The organism is Microbacterium sp. NPDC089698, assembly GCF_044749045.1.
Classification (GTDB): domain Bacteria; phylum Actinomycetota; class Actinomycetes; order Actinomycetales; family Microbacteriaceae; genus Microbacterium.
Map to the genome: position 1 here is coordinate 1,477,838 of NZ_JBIVHE010000001.1, position 18,773 is coordinate 1,496,610.

An 18,773-nucleotide genomic window follows, 5' to 3' on the forward strand; every position below is an offset into this window, starting at 1 on the left:
TCAGAACTTGAATCGATTCAGAGCAAAGGAGCCCGTCGATGCCCCTCCACCTCACCGACCTTCGTGCGGATCACCTCACCGTTCCGCTCGCGCTGCGCCGCACGACGCCGCGACTGACCTGGCGGCTGCGCGCGGAGGGCGGAGCCTCTGCCGCGACGGCGCACCGGATCCGCATCGTCCAGGCGAGCGGCGACGAGGCGCACGACACCGGGTGGATCGAGTCGTCGGACACCGCCCTCGAGCCCGAGGGCTTCGCCGGAGAGCCGGGGACGGAGTATCGCTGGCACCTCGCGGTGCGCGCGGATGACGGCAGCACGGCGGAGGCGTCTGCCTGCTTCGGCGTCGGACTCGCGGACTGGGACGCGCCCTGGGCCGAACCCGCGCAGGAGCGCGTGCTCGCCGAGGGGCCGCTCATGCTCGGTCCCGAGGCCTTCGCCCCCGCCGAGGGCGCGAGCGCGCCCGGCGAGCGCCTGCACCCGCCCCGCTACCTCCGGCAGGAGTTCGAGCTGCCGGCCGCGCCGCTCTCCGCGCGCCTGCGCATCACCAGCCAGGGCGTGCACCAGCCGTCGCTCAACGGCCTCCCCGCCGGCGACGGCCTGCTGGCGCCGGGCTACGAGAGCTATCAGCACGAGATCTCCGTGATGACCCACGACGTCACCGCCCTGCTGCAGGAGGGATCCAACGTCCTGGGGGTGATCCTCGGCGACGGATGGTACGCCGGACGGATCTCGATCCTGGGTCGCAGCGCCCAGTACGGAGACGTCCTCCGCGCGACGTGGCGGCTGGAGGCCGACCTCGCCGACGGCACCCGCACCGTGATCCGCCCCGACGCCTCGGTGCTGAGCTCGCGCGGCGCGATCGACTGGTCGGACATCTTCATCGGAGAGCGTCACGACGCCAGGGCGGCGACCCCGGGCTGGGACGAGCCGACCCGTGACGCGGGACTGTTCGCCGGCTGGACCCCGTGCGCGCTCGTGCCCGTCGACGTCCCGCTCGTCCCCTTCGTGGGCGAGCCGATCCGCCGTGTCGGCGAGCTCCCCGCCCAGCGCATCCTGACCACGCCCGCCGGGGAGACCGTCGTCGACTTCGGCCAGGTCATGGCGGGGCGGGTGCGCATGCGCGTCCGCGGCGAGCGCGGCACGGTGGTCCGCCTCGAGCATGCGGAGGTCGTCGACGCGGAAGGCAACTTCCTCGACAACATCCTCGGCGTGAACAAGGATCAGGCCGACGAGTACGTGCTTGCCGGAGATTCGGACGGCGAGGAGTGGGAGCCGCTGTTCACGTTCCACGGGTTCCGCTACGTCAAGCTGCTCGGCTACCCCGGCACGCCCGCGCCCGAGGACTTCACCGCGGTCGTGATCGCGAACGACCTCGCGCAGACCGCGTCTTTCTCGTCCTCGCATGCGCGCCTGGACCGCCTGGTGGAGAACACCGTGTGGTCGCAGCGTTCGAACTTCCTCGCGGTCCCGACCGACTGCCCGCAGCGCGAGCGCGCCGGCTGGACCGGGGATCTGCAGATCTTCGCGCCCACCGCGGCGACCCTCATGGGCGTCGCCGCGTTCCTCGACCGCTGGCTGCGCAATGTGCGCGTCGACCAGGCCGCGCATGAGGGGATCGTGCCCATCATCGTGCCCATGCCGCCCGCGATGGACGATCCGGAGCATCCGAACGCGGGCCTCGGCGACATCCGCGACGCCGCCGGCTGGAGCGACGCCATCACGATCGCCCCCTGGGCGCTGTACCGCCACTACGGGGATCCGCGGTTCCTGCGCGACAACCTGGACGCCATGCGCACCTGGGTCGAGCATCAGACCGCCGATGCCGCGGCCGGCCTGCCGGCGCGCCTCGACCCCGAGACGCTGTCCGAGGAGCGCCTGGCCCGGCAGCGTCTGCTGTGGAACGGAAGGATGAACTTCGGCGACTGGCTCGCGCCGTCGACGCTGGACGGATCCCGCCCGGAGGCCGAGGGACTCGACGAGTTCGCGGCGATCATGCTCGCGCCGCAGCTGACCGCCGAGCTCACCGGCCCGCTGTTCCAGATCCGCTCCCTCGACCTCTACGCCGCCTCCGCGGAGGCTCTCGGCGACGCCGCGACCGCGGCGCAGGCGCGCGCGCAGGCCGCCGCCGTGCGCGCCGCGTTCGCCGCGGAGTACGTCGGCGAGGACGGACGGATCGGCCCCGACATGCAGGGGATCGCCGTCCTCGCGCTCGCCTTCGACGCCGTGCCCGGCGACGTGCGCCCGAGGGTGGTCGCCCGCCTCGTCGAACTCGTACACGAGGCCGGGATCCACCTCGACACCGGATTCGTCTCGGTGCCTTTCCTCCTCGATGTGCTGTGGGACGAGGGGCACAGGGACCTCGCCCGCGCTCTGCTCGTACAGGACACCGCACCCTCCTGGCTCTACGAGGTCGACCACGGCGCCACCACGATCTGGGAGGCGTGGCGCGCGGTCCACGAGGACGGCACCGTCGAGCGCATGTCGATGAACCACTACGCGTTCGGCTGCGTCGTCGACTGGATGATGCGCCGCCTCGCCGGCATCGAACTCGTCGAACCCGGCTACCGCCGCACCCGCATCGCGCCCGACCTCGACGGCGTGCTCGATCACTGCCGCGCCCACGTGGATGCGCCCGCCGGCCGCATCGCCGTGGACTGGCGGTGTGACGGCGCGACCGCGGAGCTGACGGTCGAGCTCCCGCTCGGGGTCACCGCGGACGTCGTGCTCGCGCCGGGCTGGACGCTCGACGGACCGGCCGACCTCTCCCCCGGCACGCACGCCCTCCGCGCCACCCGTATCGAAGGAAGCACCGCATCATGACCACGCTCTCCCCCGAGATCCTCGCCGAGCTCGAGAAGCAATCGATCGAACTGCCCAGCTGGGCGTTCGGCAACTCCGGGACGCGCTTCCGGGTCTTCGGCACGCCCGGCACGCCCCGTGACCCCTACGAGAAGATCGCCGACGCCGCCCAGGTGCATGCGCACACGGCGCTGGCGCCGATCGTCGCGCTGCACATCCCCTGGGATCTCGTCGACTCCTACGACGACCTGCGCCGGCACGCGGAGGACCTGGGCGTGGCCCTGGGCACCGTGAACTCGAACACGTTCCAGGACGAGGACTACAGGTTCGGCGCCCTCACGCACGAGGACGACCGCATCAGGCGGAAGGCGATCGACCACCACTTCGCCTGCATCGACGTGATGCACGCGACCGGATCCCGGGACCTGAAGATCTGGCTCGCGGAGGGATCCAACTACCCGGGGCAGAACGACATGCGCGCCCGCCAGGACCGCCTGCAGGACTCGCTGCAGCAGATCTACGCACGCCTCGGCGATGCGCAGCGCCTCGTGCTGGAGTACAAGTTCTTCGAGCCGGCGTTCTATCACACCGACGTGCCGGACTGGGGGACGAGCTATGCGCAGGTCGCTGCGCTCGGCGAGCGGGCGATGGTGTGCCTGGACACCGGCCACCACGCCCCCGGCACCAACATCGAGTTCATCGTGATGCAGCTGCTGCGTCTCGGCAAGCTCGGCTCCTTCGACTTCAACTCGCGCTTCTACGCCGACGACGACCTCATCGTGGGCGCGGCCGATCCGTTCCAGCTGTTCCGCATCCTCTCCGAGGTGATCCGCGGCGGCGGGCTGAACAACCCCGACGTGGCGTTCATGCTCGACCAGTGCCACAACATCGAGGCGAAGATCCCCGGGCAGATCCGCTCGGTGCTGAACGTGCAGGAGATGACCGCGCGCGCTCTGCTGATCGACCGCGATGCACTGGCCGCCGCGCAGCGCTCGAACGACGTGCTGGGTGCGAACGCCGTGCTCATGGACGCGTTCTACACCGATGTGCGGCCCGCGCTCGCCGACTGGCGCGAGCAGCGCGGCCTGCCCGCCGACCCGATGGCGGCCTTCCTCGCCTCCGGTTACCTGGAGCGCATCTCCGCCGAGCGCGTCGGCGGAGCCCAGGCCGGCTGGGGCGCCTGAGCGCACTCCCCGCGACCGTCCGAGACCCCGCACGATCACCGCATCCAAGGAAGAGACATGACCTCCCCCACCGCCGCCGCACTGATCGCGCGCAGCAACCGCCTGGGCGCCGACCCGAAGAACACGAACTACGCGGGAGGGAACACCTCCGCGAAGGGCACCGACACGGATCCCGTCACGGGACAACCGGTCGAGCTGCTCTGGGTGAAGGGGTCCGGCGGCGACCTCGGCACGCTCACCGAGCAGGGCCTCGCCGTCCTGCGCCTGGACCGGGTGCGCGCGCTCCAGAACGTGTACCGGGGCCTGGACCGGGAGGACGAGATGGTCGCCGCGTTCGACTACTGCCTGCACGGGAAGGGCGGGGCCGCACCGTCGATCGACACCGCGATGCACGCGCTCGTCGACGCGGCGCACGTCGACCACCTGCACCCCGACAGCGGTATCGCGATCGCGACCGCGGCCGACGGAGAAGCGCTCACGGCGGAGATCTTCGGCGGCAGGGTCGCCTGGGTGCCGTGGCGGCGCCCCGGATTCCAGCTGGGGCTGGACATCGCGGCGATCAGGGCCGAGAACCCGGACGCGGTGGGCTGCATCCTCGGCGGACACGGCATCACGGCCTGGGGAGACTCCTCCGAGGAGGCCGAGGCGCACTCGCTCTGGATCATCGAGACCGCCGCCGCCCACATCGCGGAGCACGGGAAGGCCGAGCCGTTCGGCGGGGTCCGCGCCGGCTTCGAGGCGCTGCCCTCCGGCGAGCGTCGCGCGCGTGCGGCCGCTCTCGCCGGGACGATCCGCGGCATCGCCTCGACCGACAAGCCGATGGTCGGGCACTTCACGGACGCGGACGTCGTGCTCGACTTCCTCGCCGCGGAGCAGGCCCCGGCCCTCGCCGCGCTCGGCACGAGCTGCCCCGACCATTTCCTGCGCACCAAGGTCAAGCCGCTCCTGCTGGACCTGCCCGCGACGGCGACGGCCGAAGAGCAGATCGCGCGCCTGCACGAGCTGCACGCCGCGTACCGTGCGGACTATCAGGCGTACTACGGCGCGCACGCTTCGGCAGGCTCGGCGACCGAGCCGGCGTCCCCCGCGATCCGCGGCGCGGATCCGCTCATCGTGCTGGTCCCCGGCGTGGGCATGTTCTCCTACGGCGCGAACAAGCAGACGGCACGCGTGGCGGGCGAGTTCTACGTCAATGCGATCAACGTGATGCGCGGCGCCGAAGCCCTCTCCACCTACTCCCCCATCTCGGACGCGGAGAAGTTCCGCATCGAGTACTGGGCGCTCGAGGAGGCGAAGCTGCAGCGGATGCCGAAGCCGAAGAGCCACCAGGGCCGGATCGCGTTCGTCACCGGCGCCGCCTCCGGGATCGGCAAGGCGATCGCGACGCGGCTCGCGGCCGAGGGCGCCTGCGTGGTCGTCGCCGACCTCGACCTCGACAAGGCCAGAGCGGCCGCGGCCGAGCTCGGGAGCACCGATGTCGCGATCGGCGTGGCCGCGAACGTCGCCGACGCCGACGCCGTGCGAGCGGCGCTGGACGAGGCCGTGCTCGCCTTCGGCGGCGTCGACCTCGTCGTCAACAATGCGGGCCTGTCGCTGTCCAAGCCCCTGCTGGAGACCACCGAGGCGGACTGGGATCTGCAGCACGACGTGATGGCGAAGGGATCCTTCCTCGTCTCCCAGGCCGCCGCGCGGATCCTCATCGATCAGCGCCTCGGCGGCGACATCGTCTACATCTCCTCGAAGAACAGCGTCTTCGCGGGCCCGAACAACATCGCCTACTCCGCCACGAAGGCCGACCAGGCCCACCAGGTGCGTCTCCTCGCGGTCGAGCTCGGCGAGCACGGCGTGCGCGTGAACGGCATCAACCCCGACGGCGTCGTCCGCGGATCCGGGATCTTCGCCTCGGGCTGGGGCGCCAACCGCGCCGCGACCTACGGCGTCGCCGAGGAGGATCTCGGCCAGTTCTACGCGAACCGCACGATCCTCAAGCGCGAGGTCGTCCCGGAGAACGTCGCCGACGCCGTCTACGTGCTCACCGGCCCCGAGCTCAGCCGCACCACCGGCCTGCACATCCCCGTCGACTCCGGCGTCGCCGCCGCGTTCCTGCGATGAGCGCGATGCACGACGTACGGGGCCTGTCGCCGCACCCGGCTCGCCGGGTGCACGGCGTCGTGCCGAGTACACCGGAGATTCGCGCGAACAAGCCGTACACGCGACAGCTTCCCGTGCACTCGGCGCCGGGGCCGGCCCGGTGAGCACCGCGCAGCGCCCCCGCGCCTTCGCCGCCGTCGATCTCGGCGCCACGAGCGGACGGGTCATGATCGGCCGCGTCGGCGAGGATCTGCTCGAGCTGGAGCAGGTGGCGCGGTTCCCGAACGGGCCCGTACGGCGCCCGGACGGCCTGCACTGGGACTTCGAGGCGCTCATGGAGCAGGTCCTGGACGGCCTCGCCGAGGCGGTGCGTCGCGAGCCCTCGATCGAGAGCATCGGCATCGACACCTGGGCGGTCGACTACGGGGTGCTCCACGGCGCGGCGCTGCGCGCCGAGCCCTTCCACTACCGCGACGACCGCGGCGCCCGCGGCGTCGACCTCGTGCACGCACGGGTGCCGTTCGCCGAGCTGTACGCCCGCAACGGCCTCCAGTTCCTGCCGTTCACCACGCTCTACCAGCTCGCCGCGGACGACGATGCGGGCGAGGCCGGCACCGTGCTGCTCGTCCCCGACCTCGTCGCCCACCGGCTCACGGGCGCGCGCGTCGCCGAGCGCACGAACGCCTCGACCACGGGGCTGCTCGGCGTGCACGACCGGGAATGGGATGCGGCGCTCGCGGAGAGGATCGGGATCGGCGCGGATCTGCTGCCGCCGCTCGTCGATCCCGGGCAGCGGATCGGGCGGCTGCTCCCCGCCGTCGCGGCGCGGATCGGTGCGGATCCGCCCGTCGTCGCGGTCGGGTCCCATGACACGGCCTCGGCGGTCGTCGCCGCTCCGCTGGCCTCCCCCTCGTCCGCGTACATCTCCTGCGGCACCTGGGGACTGGTCGGACTCGAGCTCGACGCGCCCGTGCTCACCGACGGCGCGCGCGAGGCGGGCTTCACGCACGAGCTCGGGGTGGACGGGCGGATCCGCTTCCTGCACAACGTGACAGGACTGTGGCTCCTCACCGAGACCGTCCGGGCCTGGGAGGCCGAGGACGGCGCTCCCATCGACCTGCCGGAGCTCGTGGCACGCGCCGCTGCCGCAGCCCCGGGTGTCCCCGTCTTCGACGCGAACGCCGAGTCGTTGAGCGCGCCCGGCGACATGCCCGCGCGCATCGCCGCCGTGGTCCGCGCGAACGGCGCCGAGCCTCCCCCGACCCGCGCCGGCTTCGTGCGCATGATCGTCGAGTCGATCGCGCAGGCGTTCGCGAACGCGATCGGAACCTCGGCGGAGCTCACCGGCCGGCGGGTCGACGCGATCGACCTGATCGGCGGCGGTTCGCTCAACCGCCTGCTCTGCCAGACGACTGCGGACCGGTCGGGCCTACCCGTGCTCGCGGGTCCGGTCGAGGCCACGGCGCTGGGCAACGTGCTCGTGCAGGCGCGCGCCGCCGGAGTCCTCGGCGCGGACGCCTCCCTCGAGGACCTGCGGGATCTGGTGCGCCGCACGCATCCTCCCGAGCGCTACGCACCGCGGCGCTGAGCCGGACCGGCCCGACGCCCCCCGTCGCGCGCCGTCCTCAGGTCGCGATGCGGGCGAGCCGTGCTTCGAGCCCGTGCCAGTCCGGCGCAGGGGCGTGCGCGGCGGGCGGATCCGGCAGGAGCCGCACCGGCGCATGGCGGTGCGTGCCCGCGACGATGGGAGCCGGCAGCAGTACGGCCGCGGGCGCCGCGACGGCCTCGGGCTGCGGGGGCGCCTCAGGAACCCGCGCGTCGTTCGCGGCGGGCTGCGCCGCGGCGGGAACGACTGCGGCGGAATCACCGCCCCGTGGGGCGGGCGATTCCGCGACGGGCGCGCCGAGCCCGAACGTGCTCAGCACCTCATCGCGCACCTCGGCGGTCGTCGAGCCCACGCGTTCGCGGAAGTCCACGATCAGGTCGGCCTCCGCCTGGGCGGCGAGCGACCGGCGGGTGTCGGTGAACGCGCTCTCGCCCCGGCGCAGCTCGATCTCGACGCCGCCGCGGTCCCGCACGATCGAGCGGCGCAGCGTGCCCTCGGGCGCAGGGACGGAGACGAGGCGGATCCCGCGGTCCTGCAGCGCCGCGCGGATCCTGTCGCCGTCGGCGTCCTCCGCGACGGGAGCGACCACGGTCAGCACCAGCCCGTAGCCGAGCAGGGCGGTCGCGAGCTCCACGGCGTCGCCGGTGACGCTCTCGCGCACCCCGCCGGGGTCGCGGATCTCATCGACCCGTGCCTCGCCCACGACCACCACGCGATGCTCGGTCATGCCGCCCCCTCTCCCCGGATCCGCTCCGGAGTCCTCCCCAGGCTACTCCGGAGCGCCGCGCGGACCGGGAAGCCCTGAGCCCTATCCTGGCGCCATGAAGACACGCAGCGTCGCGGTCGCACTCACCGCGCTCGCCCTCGCCGCCGCGCTGGCCGCGTGCAGCCCCACGACGCCCGGCACCGCCTCCGGCGGATCCCCCTCGGCGACCGGATCCGGTCCCGCGTCGTCGACGAAGGCGCCGTCCCCGGGGAAGAGCGCGTCGCCGACGCCCACCCCGACGTCGACCCCGGTCGCGCTGCCGAAGGACTGCACCGCGATCCTCTCCGCCGACGTGCGCTCCCAGCTCGGCGACACCCCGCTGAACTCCCCCGTGTTCGGTCCCAGCGGCGTGCAGGCCGACGGGAGCCTGATCTGCATCTGGGCGGATCCGAAGGCCGACACGACGAACATCACCACGACGATCTCCCGCAAGGCCCGCGGCGAGGCGCTGGACATGCTGAACGGCCTCGTCAAGACCGAGGGCTACAGCTGCTACACGCCGGACAAGGGCACGCGCTGCGAGAAGGAGTGGCCGGATCCGACCTACCCTGTCACCGACGGGCGCACGCTGTTCTGGCGGGACGACGTGCTCATCGACACCCGCTACTCGAACCTCGCCCCGACCGGCTACACCTCGAGCATCGTCGCGAGCATCTTCCCCTGAGCCGGCTCCGCTCCGCGAGCCGCCGCTCCGTGATCCGGATCCGGGGTACGCGAAGACCCCCGGATCCGTGTGGATCCGGGGGTCTTCGTCAGACGATCAGTCCGTCACTCAGTTATAGGTGCCGGGCGTGATGTCGTCGGTCGAGAACGCGTCGAAGTCGACGTAGCCGAAGTCTCCGTCGGCGTACGCACCGTCGGATGCGAAGATCCGGTTCGGGTAGCGCTCGCTCTTGGCCTCCTCGGTCGCCTCCACCGTGATGTCGCGGTAGCGGCGCAGGCCGGTCCCCGCGGGGATCAGCTTTCCGATGATGACGTTCTCCTTGAGGCCGACCAGCGGGTCGCTCTTGCCCTCCATGGCGGCCTGCGTGAGCACGCGGGTCGTCTCCTGGAAGGACGCGGCCGACAGCCACGACTCGGTCGCGAGCGACGCCTTCGTGATACCCATCAGCTCCGGGCGACCGGACGCCGGGCGCTTGCCCGACGCGACGGCTTCGCGGTTGACGTCCTGGTAGCGACGGGCGTCGAGCATCTCGCCGGGCAGCAGGGTCGTGTCGCCGTGGTCGACGACGGTGACCTTGCGCAGCATCTGGCGCACGATGACCTCGATGTGCTTGTCGTGGATCGGCACGCCCTGGGAGCGGTACACGCCCTGCACGCCGTTGACGAGGTAGCGCTGCACCTCGCGGGCGCCCATGACGCGCATGACCTCCTTGGGGTCGAGCGTTCCGACCTGGAGCGGCTCTCCGACGACGACGTGCTGGCCGTCCTCGACGAGGAGCGTCGCACGCTTCAGCACCGGGTAGACCACTTCCTCGTCGCCGTTGTCGGGCGTGAGGATGACCTTCTTGGACTTGTCGGTCTCCTCGATCGTGATGCGGCCGTCGGCCTCGGCGATCGGGGAGGCGCCCTTCGGGGTGCGGGCCTCGAAGAGCTCCTGGACACGGGGCAGACCCTGGGTGATGTCACCCGCGGACGCGAGGTGGAAGGTACGCATCGTCAGCTGCGTTCCGGGCTCACCGATCGACTGCGCCGCGATGATGCCGACGGCCTCGCCGATGTCCACCGTCTTGCCGGTGGCCAGCGAGCGGCCGTAGCACTGCGCGCAGACGCCGACGGCCGAGTCGCAGGTCAGCACGGAGCGGACCTTGATGGTCTCCACGCCGAGCGCGACCAGCTTGTCGATGAGCACGTCGCCGACGTCCTCGCCGGCGCTGGCGAGAACCTCGCCGGCCTCGTTCACGACGTCGGACGCGAGCGTGCGGGCGAACACGGAGTTCTCCACGTTCGCGTCGCGCACCAGCTCGCCGGCGCTGTTCGGCGCGGCGATCGGCAGCTCCAGGCCCTTCGACGTGCCGCAGTCGTCCTCACGGATGATGACGTCCTGCGAGACGTCCACCAGACGACGGGTCAGGTAGCCCGAGTCGGCGGTGCGCAGAGCGGTGTCGGCGAGACCCTTACGGGTACCGTGCGTGGCGATGAAGTACTCCGCCACCGACAGGCCCTCGCGGTACGAGGAGATGATCGGACGCGGGATGAGCTCACCCTTGGGGTTGTTCACCAGGCCGCGCATACCGGCGATGTTACGGATCTGCAGCCAGTTACCACGGGCGCCGGAGGACACCATGCGGTTGATGGTGTTGTCCGTCGGGAAGTTCGCCATCATGGCCGCCTGGACCTCGTCGGTCGCGGCGGTCCAGATCTGGATGAGCTCACGACGACGCTCGGCGTCGGTGATGAGGCCCTTGTCGTACTGACCCTGGACCTTCTCGGCCTGCTTCTCGTAGCCCGAGACGATCTCGCCCTTGTTCGGCGGGGTGACGACGTCGCTGAGGGCGACCGTCACGCCGGAACGCGTGGCCCAGTAGAAGCCGGCGTCCTTGATCCGGTCCAGCGACGCAGCCGTCTCGACCTTCGGGTACTCCTCGGCCAGCTTGTTGACGATCTGGGACAGCTTGCCCTTGTCGGCGACGCCGCGCACGAAGGGGTAGCCCTTCGGGAGCGTGTCGTTGAAGATCGCCTGGCCGAGCGAGGTGTCCACGAGACCGTGGCGCTCGTAGCCCTCGGGGGCCTCGCCCTCGAGGAAGGTCAGACCCGGGATGCGGATGCGGACCTTGGCCTGCAGGTCGAGGGTGCCCTCGTCCTTCGCCAGGATCGCCTCGCCCACGGAGCCGAACGCACGACCCTCGCCGACCGCACCCTCCTTGACCGTGGTCAGGTGGTGCAGGCCGATGATCATGTCCTGCGAGGGCAGGGTGACCGGACGGCCGTCGGACGGCTTGAGGATGTTGTTCGAGGCGAGCATCAGCACGCGGGCCTCGGCCTGGGCCTCGACCGAGAGCGGCAGGTGCACGGCCATCTGGTCACCGTCGAAGTCGGCGTTGAACGCCGCGCACACGAGCGGGTGCAGCTGGATGGCCTTGCCCTCGACGAGCTGCGGCTCGAAGGCCTGGATGCCCAGGCGGTGCAGGGTGGGGGCGCGGTTCAGCAGCACGGGGCGCTCGCGGATGATCTCCTCGAGCACGTCCCAGACCTCGGGACGCATGCGCTCGACGGCGCGCTTGGCGGCCTTGATGTTCTGCGAGTGGCCCAGGTCGATCAGGCGCTTGATCACGAACGGCTTGAACAGCTCGATCGCCATCGTCTTCGGCAGACCGCACTGGTGCAGCTTGAGCTGCGGGCCGACGATGATGACCGAACGGCCCGAGTAGTCCACGCGCTTGCCGAGCAGATTCTGGCGGAAGCGACCCTGCTTTCCCTTCAGCATGTCGCTGAGGGACTTCAGGGCGCGGTTGCCGGTGCCCGTGACGGGACGACCGCGGCGGCCGTTGTCGAACAGCGCGTCGACGGCCTCCTGCAGCATGCGCTTCTCGTTGTTGACGATGATCTCGGGGGCACCGAGGTCGATCAGACGACGAAGACGGTTGTTGCGGTTGATCACGCGGCGGTACAGGTCGTTCAGGTCGCTGGTCGCGAAGCGGCCACCGTCCAGCTGCACCATCGGGCGCAGCTCCGGCGGGATCACCGGCACGACGTCGAGCACCATCGCGGCCGGGCTCATGCCGGTCTCCAGGAACGAGTTCACGACCTTGAGGCGCTTGATCGCACGGATCTTGCGCTGACCCTTGCCCTCGGAGATCTGCAGGTGCAGCTTCTCCGACTCGGCGGCGAGGTCGAAGGCCGCGAGGCGGCGCTGGATCGCCTCGGCGCCCATGTGGGCCTCGAAGTACTGACCGAACCGGTCCTGCAGCTCGTGGAAGACGTCGTCCTCGGGACGGAGCGCGCCCACCTCGAGGGTGCGGAAGTCCTCCCACACGCGCTCGAGCTTGACGATCGCCTCGTCGGCGCCCTTGCGGATCAGGGACATCTCCTTCTCGGCTGCGTCCTTGACCTTCTTCTTGGCGTCCGCCTTGGCGCCTTCGGCCTCGAGGGCCGCGAGCTCCTCCTCCAGCTTGGCCAGGCGCTCCGCGATCTTGGCGTCGCGGCGGTCGCCGAGCGTCTTCAGCTCGAGGCGGATGTTGTTCTCCTGGGTCGCCAGGTCGCGGTGACGCGCGTCCTCGTCGACCGAGATGACCATGTACGCGGCGAAGTAGATGACCTTCTCGAGGTCCTTCGGCGCCATGTCCAGCAGGTAGCCGAGGCGCGAGGGCACGCCCTTGAAGTACCAGATGTGGGTGACGGGCGCGGCGAGCTCGATGTGGCCCATGCGCTCACGGCGCACGGAGCTCTTGGTGACCTCCACGCCGCATCGCTCGCACACGATGCCCTTGAAGCGCACGCGCTTGTACTTGCCGCAGGCGCACTCCCAGTCGCGGGACGGGCCGAAGATCTGCTCGCCGAAGAGGCCGTCCTTCTCCGGCTTCAGCGTGCGGTAGTTGATGGTCTCGGGCTTCTTGACCTCGCCGTAGGACCACTTGCGGATGTCGTCTGCGGTGGCCAGACCGATGCGAAGCTCATCGAACGTTGTTGCGTCGAGCACTAGTTCTCCTGTGTCTCAATAAAAACTGCTGATTGCGGGCCGCGAGGGCCCGTCGAATCGGTTCTGGCTCAGATCTCGTCGATCGAGGCGGACTCGAAGCGGCTGGAGATGTTGATCCCCAGCTCCTCGGCGGCGCGGAAGGCCTCGTCGTCGGTGTCGCGGAGGTTGACCGCCGTGCCGTCGGCCGAGAGGACCTCGACGTTCAGGCAGAGCGACTGCATCTCCTTCATGAGCACCTTGAACGACTCCGGGATGCCCGGCTCCTGGATGTTCTCGCCCTTGACGATCGCCTCGTAGACCTTGACGCGGCCGAGGATGTCGTCGGACTTGATCGTGAGGAGCTCCTGCAGCGCGTACGCGGCGCCGTAGGCCTCGAGCGCCCACACCTCCATCTCACCGAAGCGCTGGCCGCCGAACTGGGCCTTACCGCCGAGCGGCTGCTGGGTGATCATCGAGTAGGGGCCCGTCGAACGCGCGTGGATCTTGTCGTCGACGAGGTGGTGGAGCTTCAGGATGTACATGTAGCCCACGGAGATCTGCCCCGGGAACGGCTCGCCGGAGCGGCCGTCGAACAGGGTGGTCTTACCGGTCGAGTCGATCAGGCGCACGCCGTCACGGGTCGGCAGCGTCGAGTCGAGCAGACCGGAGATCTCCTCCTCGCTGGCGCCGTCGAACACCGGGGTCGCGACCTTGGTGCCGGGGGCGACGTCGAACGCCTCCTCGGGAAGGCGCGCGGCCCACTCCGGGTTGCCCTCGATCTTCCAGCCCTGTGCGGCGATCCACCCGAGGTGGGTCTCCAGCACCTGGCCGAAGTTCATGCGGCCCGGGATGCCGAGCGGGTTCAGGATCACGTCGACCGGGGTGCCGTCGGAGAGGAACGGCATGTCCTCGACCGGCAGGATCTTCGCGATGACGCCCTTGTTGCCGTGACGGCCGGCGAGCTTGTCGCCCTCGGTGATCTTGCGCTTCTGGGCGATGAAGACCACGACGCGGCGGTTGACGCCGGAGCCGAGCTCGTCGTCGCCGTCCTCGGCGTTGAACTCCTTGACCGCGATGACGGTGCCCTGCTCGCCGTGCGGCACCTTCAGGGAGGTGTCGCGGACCTCGCGGCTCTTCTCGTTGAAGATCGCGCGGAGCAGGCGCTCCTCGGCCGAGAGCTCGGTCTCGCCCTTCGGGGTGACCTTTCCGACGAGGATGTCGCCGGGGCGGACCTCGGCGCCGATGCGGATGATGCCGCGCTCGTCGAGGTCCTTCAGGAGCTCGGGGCTGACGTTGGGGAGGTCACGGGTGATCTCCTCCTTGCCGAGCTTCGTGTCGCGCGAGTCGACCTCGTACTCCTCGATGTGGATCGAGGAGAGGGTGTCGTCCTTCACCAGGTCCTGGCTCAGGATGATCGCGTCCTCGAAGTTGTGACCCTCCCAGGTCATGAAGGCGACGAGGAGGTTCTTGCCGAGCGCGAGCTCGCCGTTCTCCGTGGCGGGGCCGTCTGCGATGACCTCGCCGACCTCGACGCGCTCACCGGCCGAGACGACGACCTTCTGGTTGTAGGAGGTGCCGTGGTTCGAGCGGTCGAACTTGCGCAGGTAGTACTCCTGCGTCCCGCCCTCGTCGAGCATGACCACGACGCGGTCGGCGGAGACCTCGGAGACGACACCGGCCTTCTCGGCGGTGATCACGTCACCCGCGTCGATGGCGGCGAAGCCCTCCATACCGGTGCCGACGTACGGCGACTCGGAACGGAGCAGCGGCACGGCCTGGCGCTGCATGTTGGCACCCATGAGCGCGCGCTGCGCGTCGTCGTGCTCGAGGAACGGCACGAGCGAGGTCGCGACCGACACCATCTGGCGCGGGGAGACGTCGATGTAGCCGATCTCCTCGGGGAGGAACATGTCGACCTCGCCGGATCCGCCCTTCGGACGGGCCAGCACGTGCGCCTCGGTGAAGCGGCCGTCCGCGGCGAGCGGGGCGTTCGCCTGGGCGATGTTGAAGTCGACCTCCTCGGCGGCGGTCAGGTAGTCGATGTGCTCGGTGACCTTGCCGCCCTCGACCTTGCGGTACGGGGTCTCGATGAAACCGAAGGAGTTGATCCGCGCGAACGTGGCGAGCGAGCCGATCAGGCCGATGTTCGGGCCTTCCGGGGTCTCGATCGGGCACATGCGGCCGTAGTGCGAGGGGTGCACGTCACGGACCTCGACGCCGGCGCGGTCACGGCTCAGACCGCCGGGGCCGAGGGCCGAGAGGCGGCGCTTGTGGGTCAGACCCGCGAGCGGGTTGTTCTGGTCCATGAACTGCGACAGCTGCGAGGTGCCGAAGAACTCCTTGATCGCGGCCACGACGGGGCGCACGTTGATCAGGGTCTGCGGGGTGATCGCCTCGATGTCCTGCGTGGTCATGCGCTCGCGGACGACGCGCTCCATGCGGGACAGGCCCGTGCGGACCTGGTTCTGGATGAGCTCGCCGACGGCGCGGATGCGACGGTTGCCGAAGTTGTCGATGTCGTCGGTCGCGAGGCGGATCTCCGCCTTCTTGCCGCCGCGGATGCCCTCGAAGGTCTCCACGTTCGCGTGCAGGCGCACCAGGTACTTGATCGTCTCGACGACGTCCTTGACCGTGAGGACGGACTCGTCCAGCGGGGTGTCCAGGCCGAGCTTCTGGTTGATCTTGTAACGACCGACCTTGGCCAGGTCGTAGCGCTTGGCGTTGAAGTAGAAGTTGTCCAGCAGCGCGCGGGCGGCCTCGGCGGCGACCTGCTCGCCCGGACGGAGCTTGCGGTAGATGTCGCGGAGCGCGTCCTCCTTGGTGAGGATCGTGTCCTTCGCGAGGGTCTCCTCGATCGAGGCGAAGCCGGCGAACTCGGCGAGGATCTCCTCGCTGGTCAGGCCCAGCGCCTTGAGGAAGACGGTGACGGACTGCTTGCGCTTGCGGTCGATGCGCACGCCGACCTGGTCGCGCTTGTCGATCTCGAACTCGAGCCAGGCGCCGCGGGACGGGATGACGCGCGCGGAGACGATGTCCTTGTCGCTGGTCTTGTCGGGGGTCTTGTCGAAGTAGACGCCCGGGGAGCGGACCAGCTGCGAGACGACGACGCGCTCGGTGCCGTTGATGATGAACGTGCCCTTGGCGGTCTGCAGGGGGAAGTCGCCCATGAAGACCGTCTGGGTCTTGATCTCACCGGTCTGGTGGTTCATGAACTCGGCCTCGACGTAGAGCGGGGCCGCGTAGGTCTTGCCGCGCTCCTTGCACTCCTCGATGGAGTACTTCTCGGGCTCGAGGTACGGGTTCGTGAACGAGAGCTGCATGGTCTCGCTCAGGTCCTCGATCGGGGAGATCTCCTCGAAGATCTCCTCCAGGCCGCTGGCCTGCGCGAGGTCCTTGCGGCCGGCCTTCTTGGCCTCCGCGACGCGCTGCTTCCAGGCCTCGTTGCCCACGAGCCAGTCGAAGGACTCGGTCTGCAGGGCGAGCAGGTCGGGGACCGTCAGCGTGTCGGAGATCTTGGCGAACGAGAGGCGGGAGTGACCGCGTCCGTTCTTGGTGGTGGTGGGGGTGGATGCGTTGCGAGCAGCAGCCAAGGGAATAACCTCCGTGAGCCCCGAAGGGCGTCTCGATTCCTCGTCGTCAGGTGAGTGCGCCGCCTCCCGCGGCCGCACGCTGAAGGCGCTCTGTCGAGGAGCGAGGACGTACGGAGTCTGCCGACCACCATATGAGGGCAGGGAGGAGCGAGGCGCAAATATCAACTATAGGCCCGATATCGCGACATGTCCAGCGCGATTCTTGACCTTCTGCCCCGAGGGGGGTATAACCACGAGCGCGCGGCGCCCGGACGCGTGCATGTCCGCGGGATCCGGTATGGTCGCGAACGTGCCCGAAACACCGTTGATCGCCTGCTTCGGCGAGGGCCTGGTGGCGCTCGTGCCCACCACGGCCGGCCCGCTGGAGAGCAGTCGGACGTTCCAGCGCTCCCTGGCCGGCGCGGAGTGGAACGTCGCGCTCGCCGTCGCGTCGGCCGGATCCCGTGCCGCCGTGATCTCCCGCGTGGGCGATGACGGCTTCGGCCGCTTCCTGCTCGCCGAGCTCGCGCAGCACGGCATCGACGCCTCCGCGGTCGAGATCGACCCCGCGGCTCCGACCGGGCTGTACGTCAAGGAGCTCTCGGCCGAGGGCGAGGGGCCGGTGCAGAGCGCCATGCACTACTACCGGGCCGGATCCGCGGGCAGCCGGATCTCCCCCGCGACCCTGCGCACGCCCGCCGCGGAGCGGGTGCTCGCCGGCGCGGCGCTCGTGCACACGACCGGGATCACGCCCGCCCTCTCCGAAGGCGCCCGCGCCGCGCAGGACGAGCTGTTCGCCGAGCGCGGCGACCGGCTGATCGGCTTCGACGTGAACTGGCGCCCCGCGCTCTGGCAGGGCCGCGAGGACGAGGCGCGCGAGCTGCTCGGCGGCTACCTCGCCGCCGCCGATGTGGCGCAGTGCAGCGCGCACGACGCGGAGGCCGTCTTCGGAACCGGGGATCCGGACCGCCTGCGCGCGCTGTTCCCCGGACCGCGGCACCTCGTCGTCACGCGGGACGACGGCGCCACCGCGTTCGACGGCGCCGAGCGCGCCGACGCCCCCGCCGTGCCGTCGACCGTGGTCGAGACGATCGGCGCGGGTGACGCCTTCGCGGCGGGCTTCCTCGCCGGAGTGCTCAGCGGGCTGTCGCTGAGCGGCTGCGTGGCACGGGCCAACCGCATCGCGACCCGCGCGCTGGGCAGCACCCGCGACCACGTGGACTGAGCGCCACCTCGCCGACGGCGTCGGGCCGGGCGGCGGGATCCGGCCTCAGGCGCCGCGCACCGCACGCCGGGTCGCGCGCAGCGGCGCCGTCACCGTCTCCCCGCGGTGCTGCACGACGCGCACGAACAGCAGGTCGAGCACCGCGAGCTGTGCGATCCTGCTCGACATCGCGGCCATCCGCAGGGGCGATTCCTTGGCGCGCGTGCCGAGCACCACGTCGGCCACGGCGGTGATCGGGGATCCGGGGGCGTTGGTCAGCGCGACGGTGAAGGCCCCGGCCGCGCGTGCGACCTCGGCGGCTCTGACCGTCTCGGCCGTCGCGCCCTCGTGCGAGACCGCCAGGACGACGTCCTCCGCGCCGAGCAGCGACGCGCCCGTGATCGCGATGTGCGGGTCCGGCGAGTGCACGGCGACGCATCCGATCCGGGCGAGCTTGAGCTGCATGTCCTGCGCGGTGAGCGAGGACGCACCCTGACCGAACAGGTGCACCTGCCTCGCGGTCGCGACCACGACGGCGACGCGGTCCAGCGCGGCGAAGTCGAGGCCCGCCACGGTGTGCTCGATCGCACCGATCTCGCTCGCCGCCAGCTTGGCCGCGACGGCCTCCACCGGGTCGCCGAGGTCGATGACCGCATCGTCGAAGCCGAAACGCTCCTGCTCGGCCTGCGCCCGCGCCACGGCGCCCGCGAAGGCGACGCGCAGCTCGCGATAGCCGCTGAAGCCCAGGGTCTGCGCGAAGCGCGCGACGGTCGACAGCGAGGTGTGGCAGAGCTGTGCGAGGTCGGTGATGGCGAGGTCCACGACGAGCGTCGGATCCGCGAGCACGCGCTCGGCGACCCTCGCCTCGGCGGCGCTCAGCCGCGGCAGTGCTCCGCGCACCACGGCGAAGACATCCGCGTCCATCACACCCCCTCCG

The 18,773-nt window shown here is 70.6% G+C and carries 10 protein-coding genes; 6 read left to right on the forward strand and 4 right to left on the reverse strand.

The window, feature by feature from the left end; all coding sequences use genetic code 11:
- Nucleotides 1–38 precede the first annotated feature (38 nt).
- The 4 genes from ACIPY5_RS06910 to ACIPY5_RS06925 all read left to right on the forward strand — a co-directional run bounded on the left by ACIPY5_RS06910 (nt 39) and on the right by ACIPY5_RS06925 (nt 7,661).
- The gene (locus ACIPY5_RS06910; RefSeq protein WP_400968308.1) at nt 39–2,819 is read left to right on the forward strand and encodes a family 78 glycoside hydrolase catalytic domain; all 2,781 of its coding nucleotides are present in this window, start codon (nt 39–41) and stop codon (nt 2,817–2,819) included.
- Complete coding sequence (gene rhaI / locus ACIPY5_RS06915; RefSeq protein ID WP_400968311.1) at nt 2,816–3,982, forward strand: L-rhamnose isomerase; 1,167 nt, start codon at nt 2,816–2,818, stop codon at nt 3,980–3,982. The genes ACIPY5_RS06910 and rhaI overlap by 4 nt, the downstream gene beginning before the upstream one ends.
- Before the next feature lie 57 nt (nt 3,983–4,039).
- Nucleotides 4,040–6,094, forward strand: coding sequence for a bifunctional aldolase/short-chain dehydrogenase (locus ACIPY5_RS06920; RefSeq protein ID WP_400968314.1), 2,055 nt, complete (start codon nt 4,040–4,042; stop codon nt 6,092–6,094).
- A gap of 139 nt (nt 6,095–6,233) precedes the next feature.
- Nucleotides 6,234–7,661 (forward strand): rhamnulokinase family protein, encoded by a 1,428-nt coding sequence (locus tag ACIPY5_RS06925; protein WP_400968316.1) that lies wholly within the window; start codon nt 6,234–6,236, stop codon nt 7,659–7,661.
- Between the two features lie 37 nt (nt 7,662–7,698).
- On the opposite strand, the gene ACIPY5_RS06930 is transcribed toward ACIPY5_RS06925, so the two are convergent.
- A complete protein-coding gene (locus ACIPY5_RS06930) occupies nt 7,699–8,406 on the reverse strand; it encodes a hypothetical protein (RefSeq protein WP_400968318.1) in 708 nt (235 codons plus the stop codon).
- Between the two features lie 94 nt (nt 8,407–8,500).
- On the opposite strand from ACIPY5_RS06930, the gene ACIPY5_RS06935 reads away from it, so the two are divergent.
- Nucleotides 8,501–9,109: a hypothetical protein gene (locus ACIPY5_RS06935; RefSeq protein ID WP_400968321.1), complete on the forward strand. Its 609-nt coding sequence runs from the start codon at nt 8,501–8,503 to the stop codon at nt 9,107–9,109.
- 108 nt (nt 9,110–9,217) lie between these two features.
- Here ACIPY5_RS06935 and rpoC read toward each other — a convergent pair whose 3' ends face one another.
- Nucleotides 9,218–13,084: a DNA-directed RNA polymerase subunit beta' gene (gene rpoC, locus ACIPY5_RS06940; RefSeq protein ID WP_400968324.1), complete on the reverse strand. Its 3,867-nt coding sequence runs from the start codon at nt 13,082–13,084 to the stop codon at nt 9,218–9,220.
- Between the two features lie 68 nt (nt 13,085–13,152).
- Nucleotides 13,153–16,653, reverse strand: a complete 3,501-nt coding sequence (locus ACIPY5_RS06945) for a DNA-directed RNA polymerase subunit beta (protein ID WP_400968327.1) — start codon at nt 16,651–16,653, stop codon at nt 13,153–13,155.
- 289 nt (nt 16,654–16,942) lie between these two features.
- Here ACIPY5_RS06945 and ACIPY5_RS06950 point away from each other — a divergent pair, with 289 nt between their 5' ends.
- On the forward strand, nt 16,943–17,857 hold the full coding sequence (locus ACIPY5_RS06950) for a sugar kinase (RefSeq protein WP_400968330.1): 915 nt from the start codon (nt 16,943–16,945) through the stop codon (nt 17,855–17,857).
- 45 nt (nt 17,858–17,902) lie between these two features.
- On the opposite strand, the gene ACIPY5_RS06955 is transcribed toward ACIPY5_RS06950, so the two are convergent.
- Nucleotides 17,903–18,760 carry a MurR/RpiR family transcriptional regulator gene (locus tag ACIPY5_RS06955; protein WP_309340692.1) on the reverse strand — a complete coding sequence of 286 codons (858 nt, stop codon included), beginning with the start codon at nt 18,758–18,760 and terminating at the stop codon, nt 17,903–17,905.
- Nucleotides 18,761–18,773: the final 13 nt, after the last annotated feature.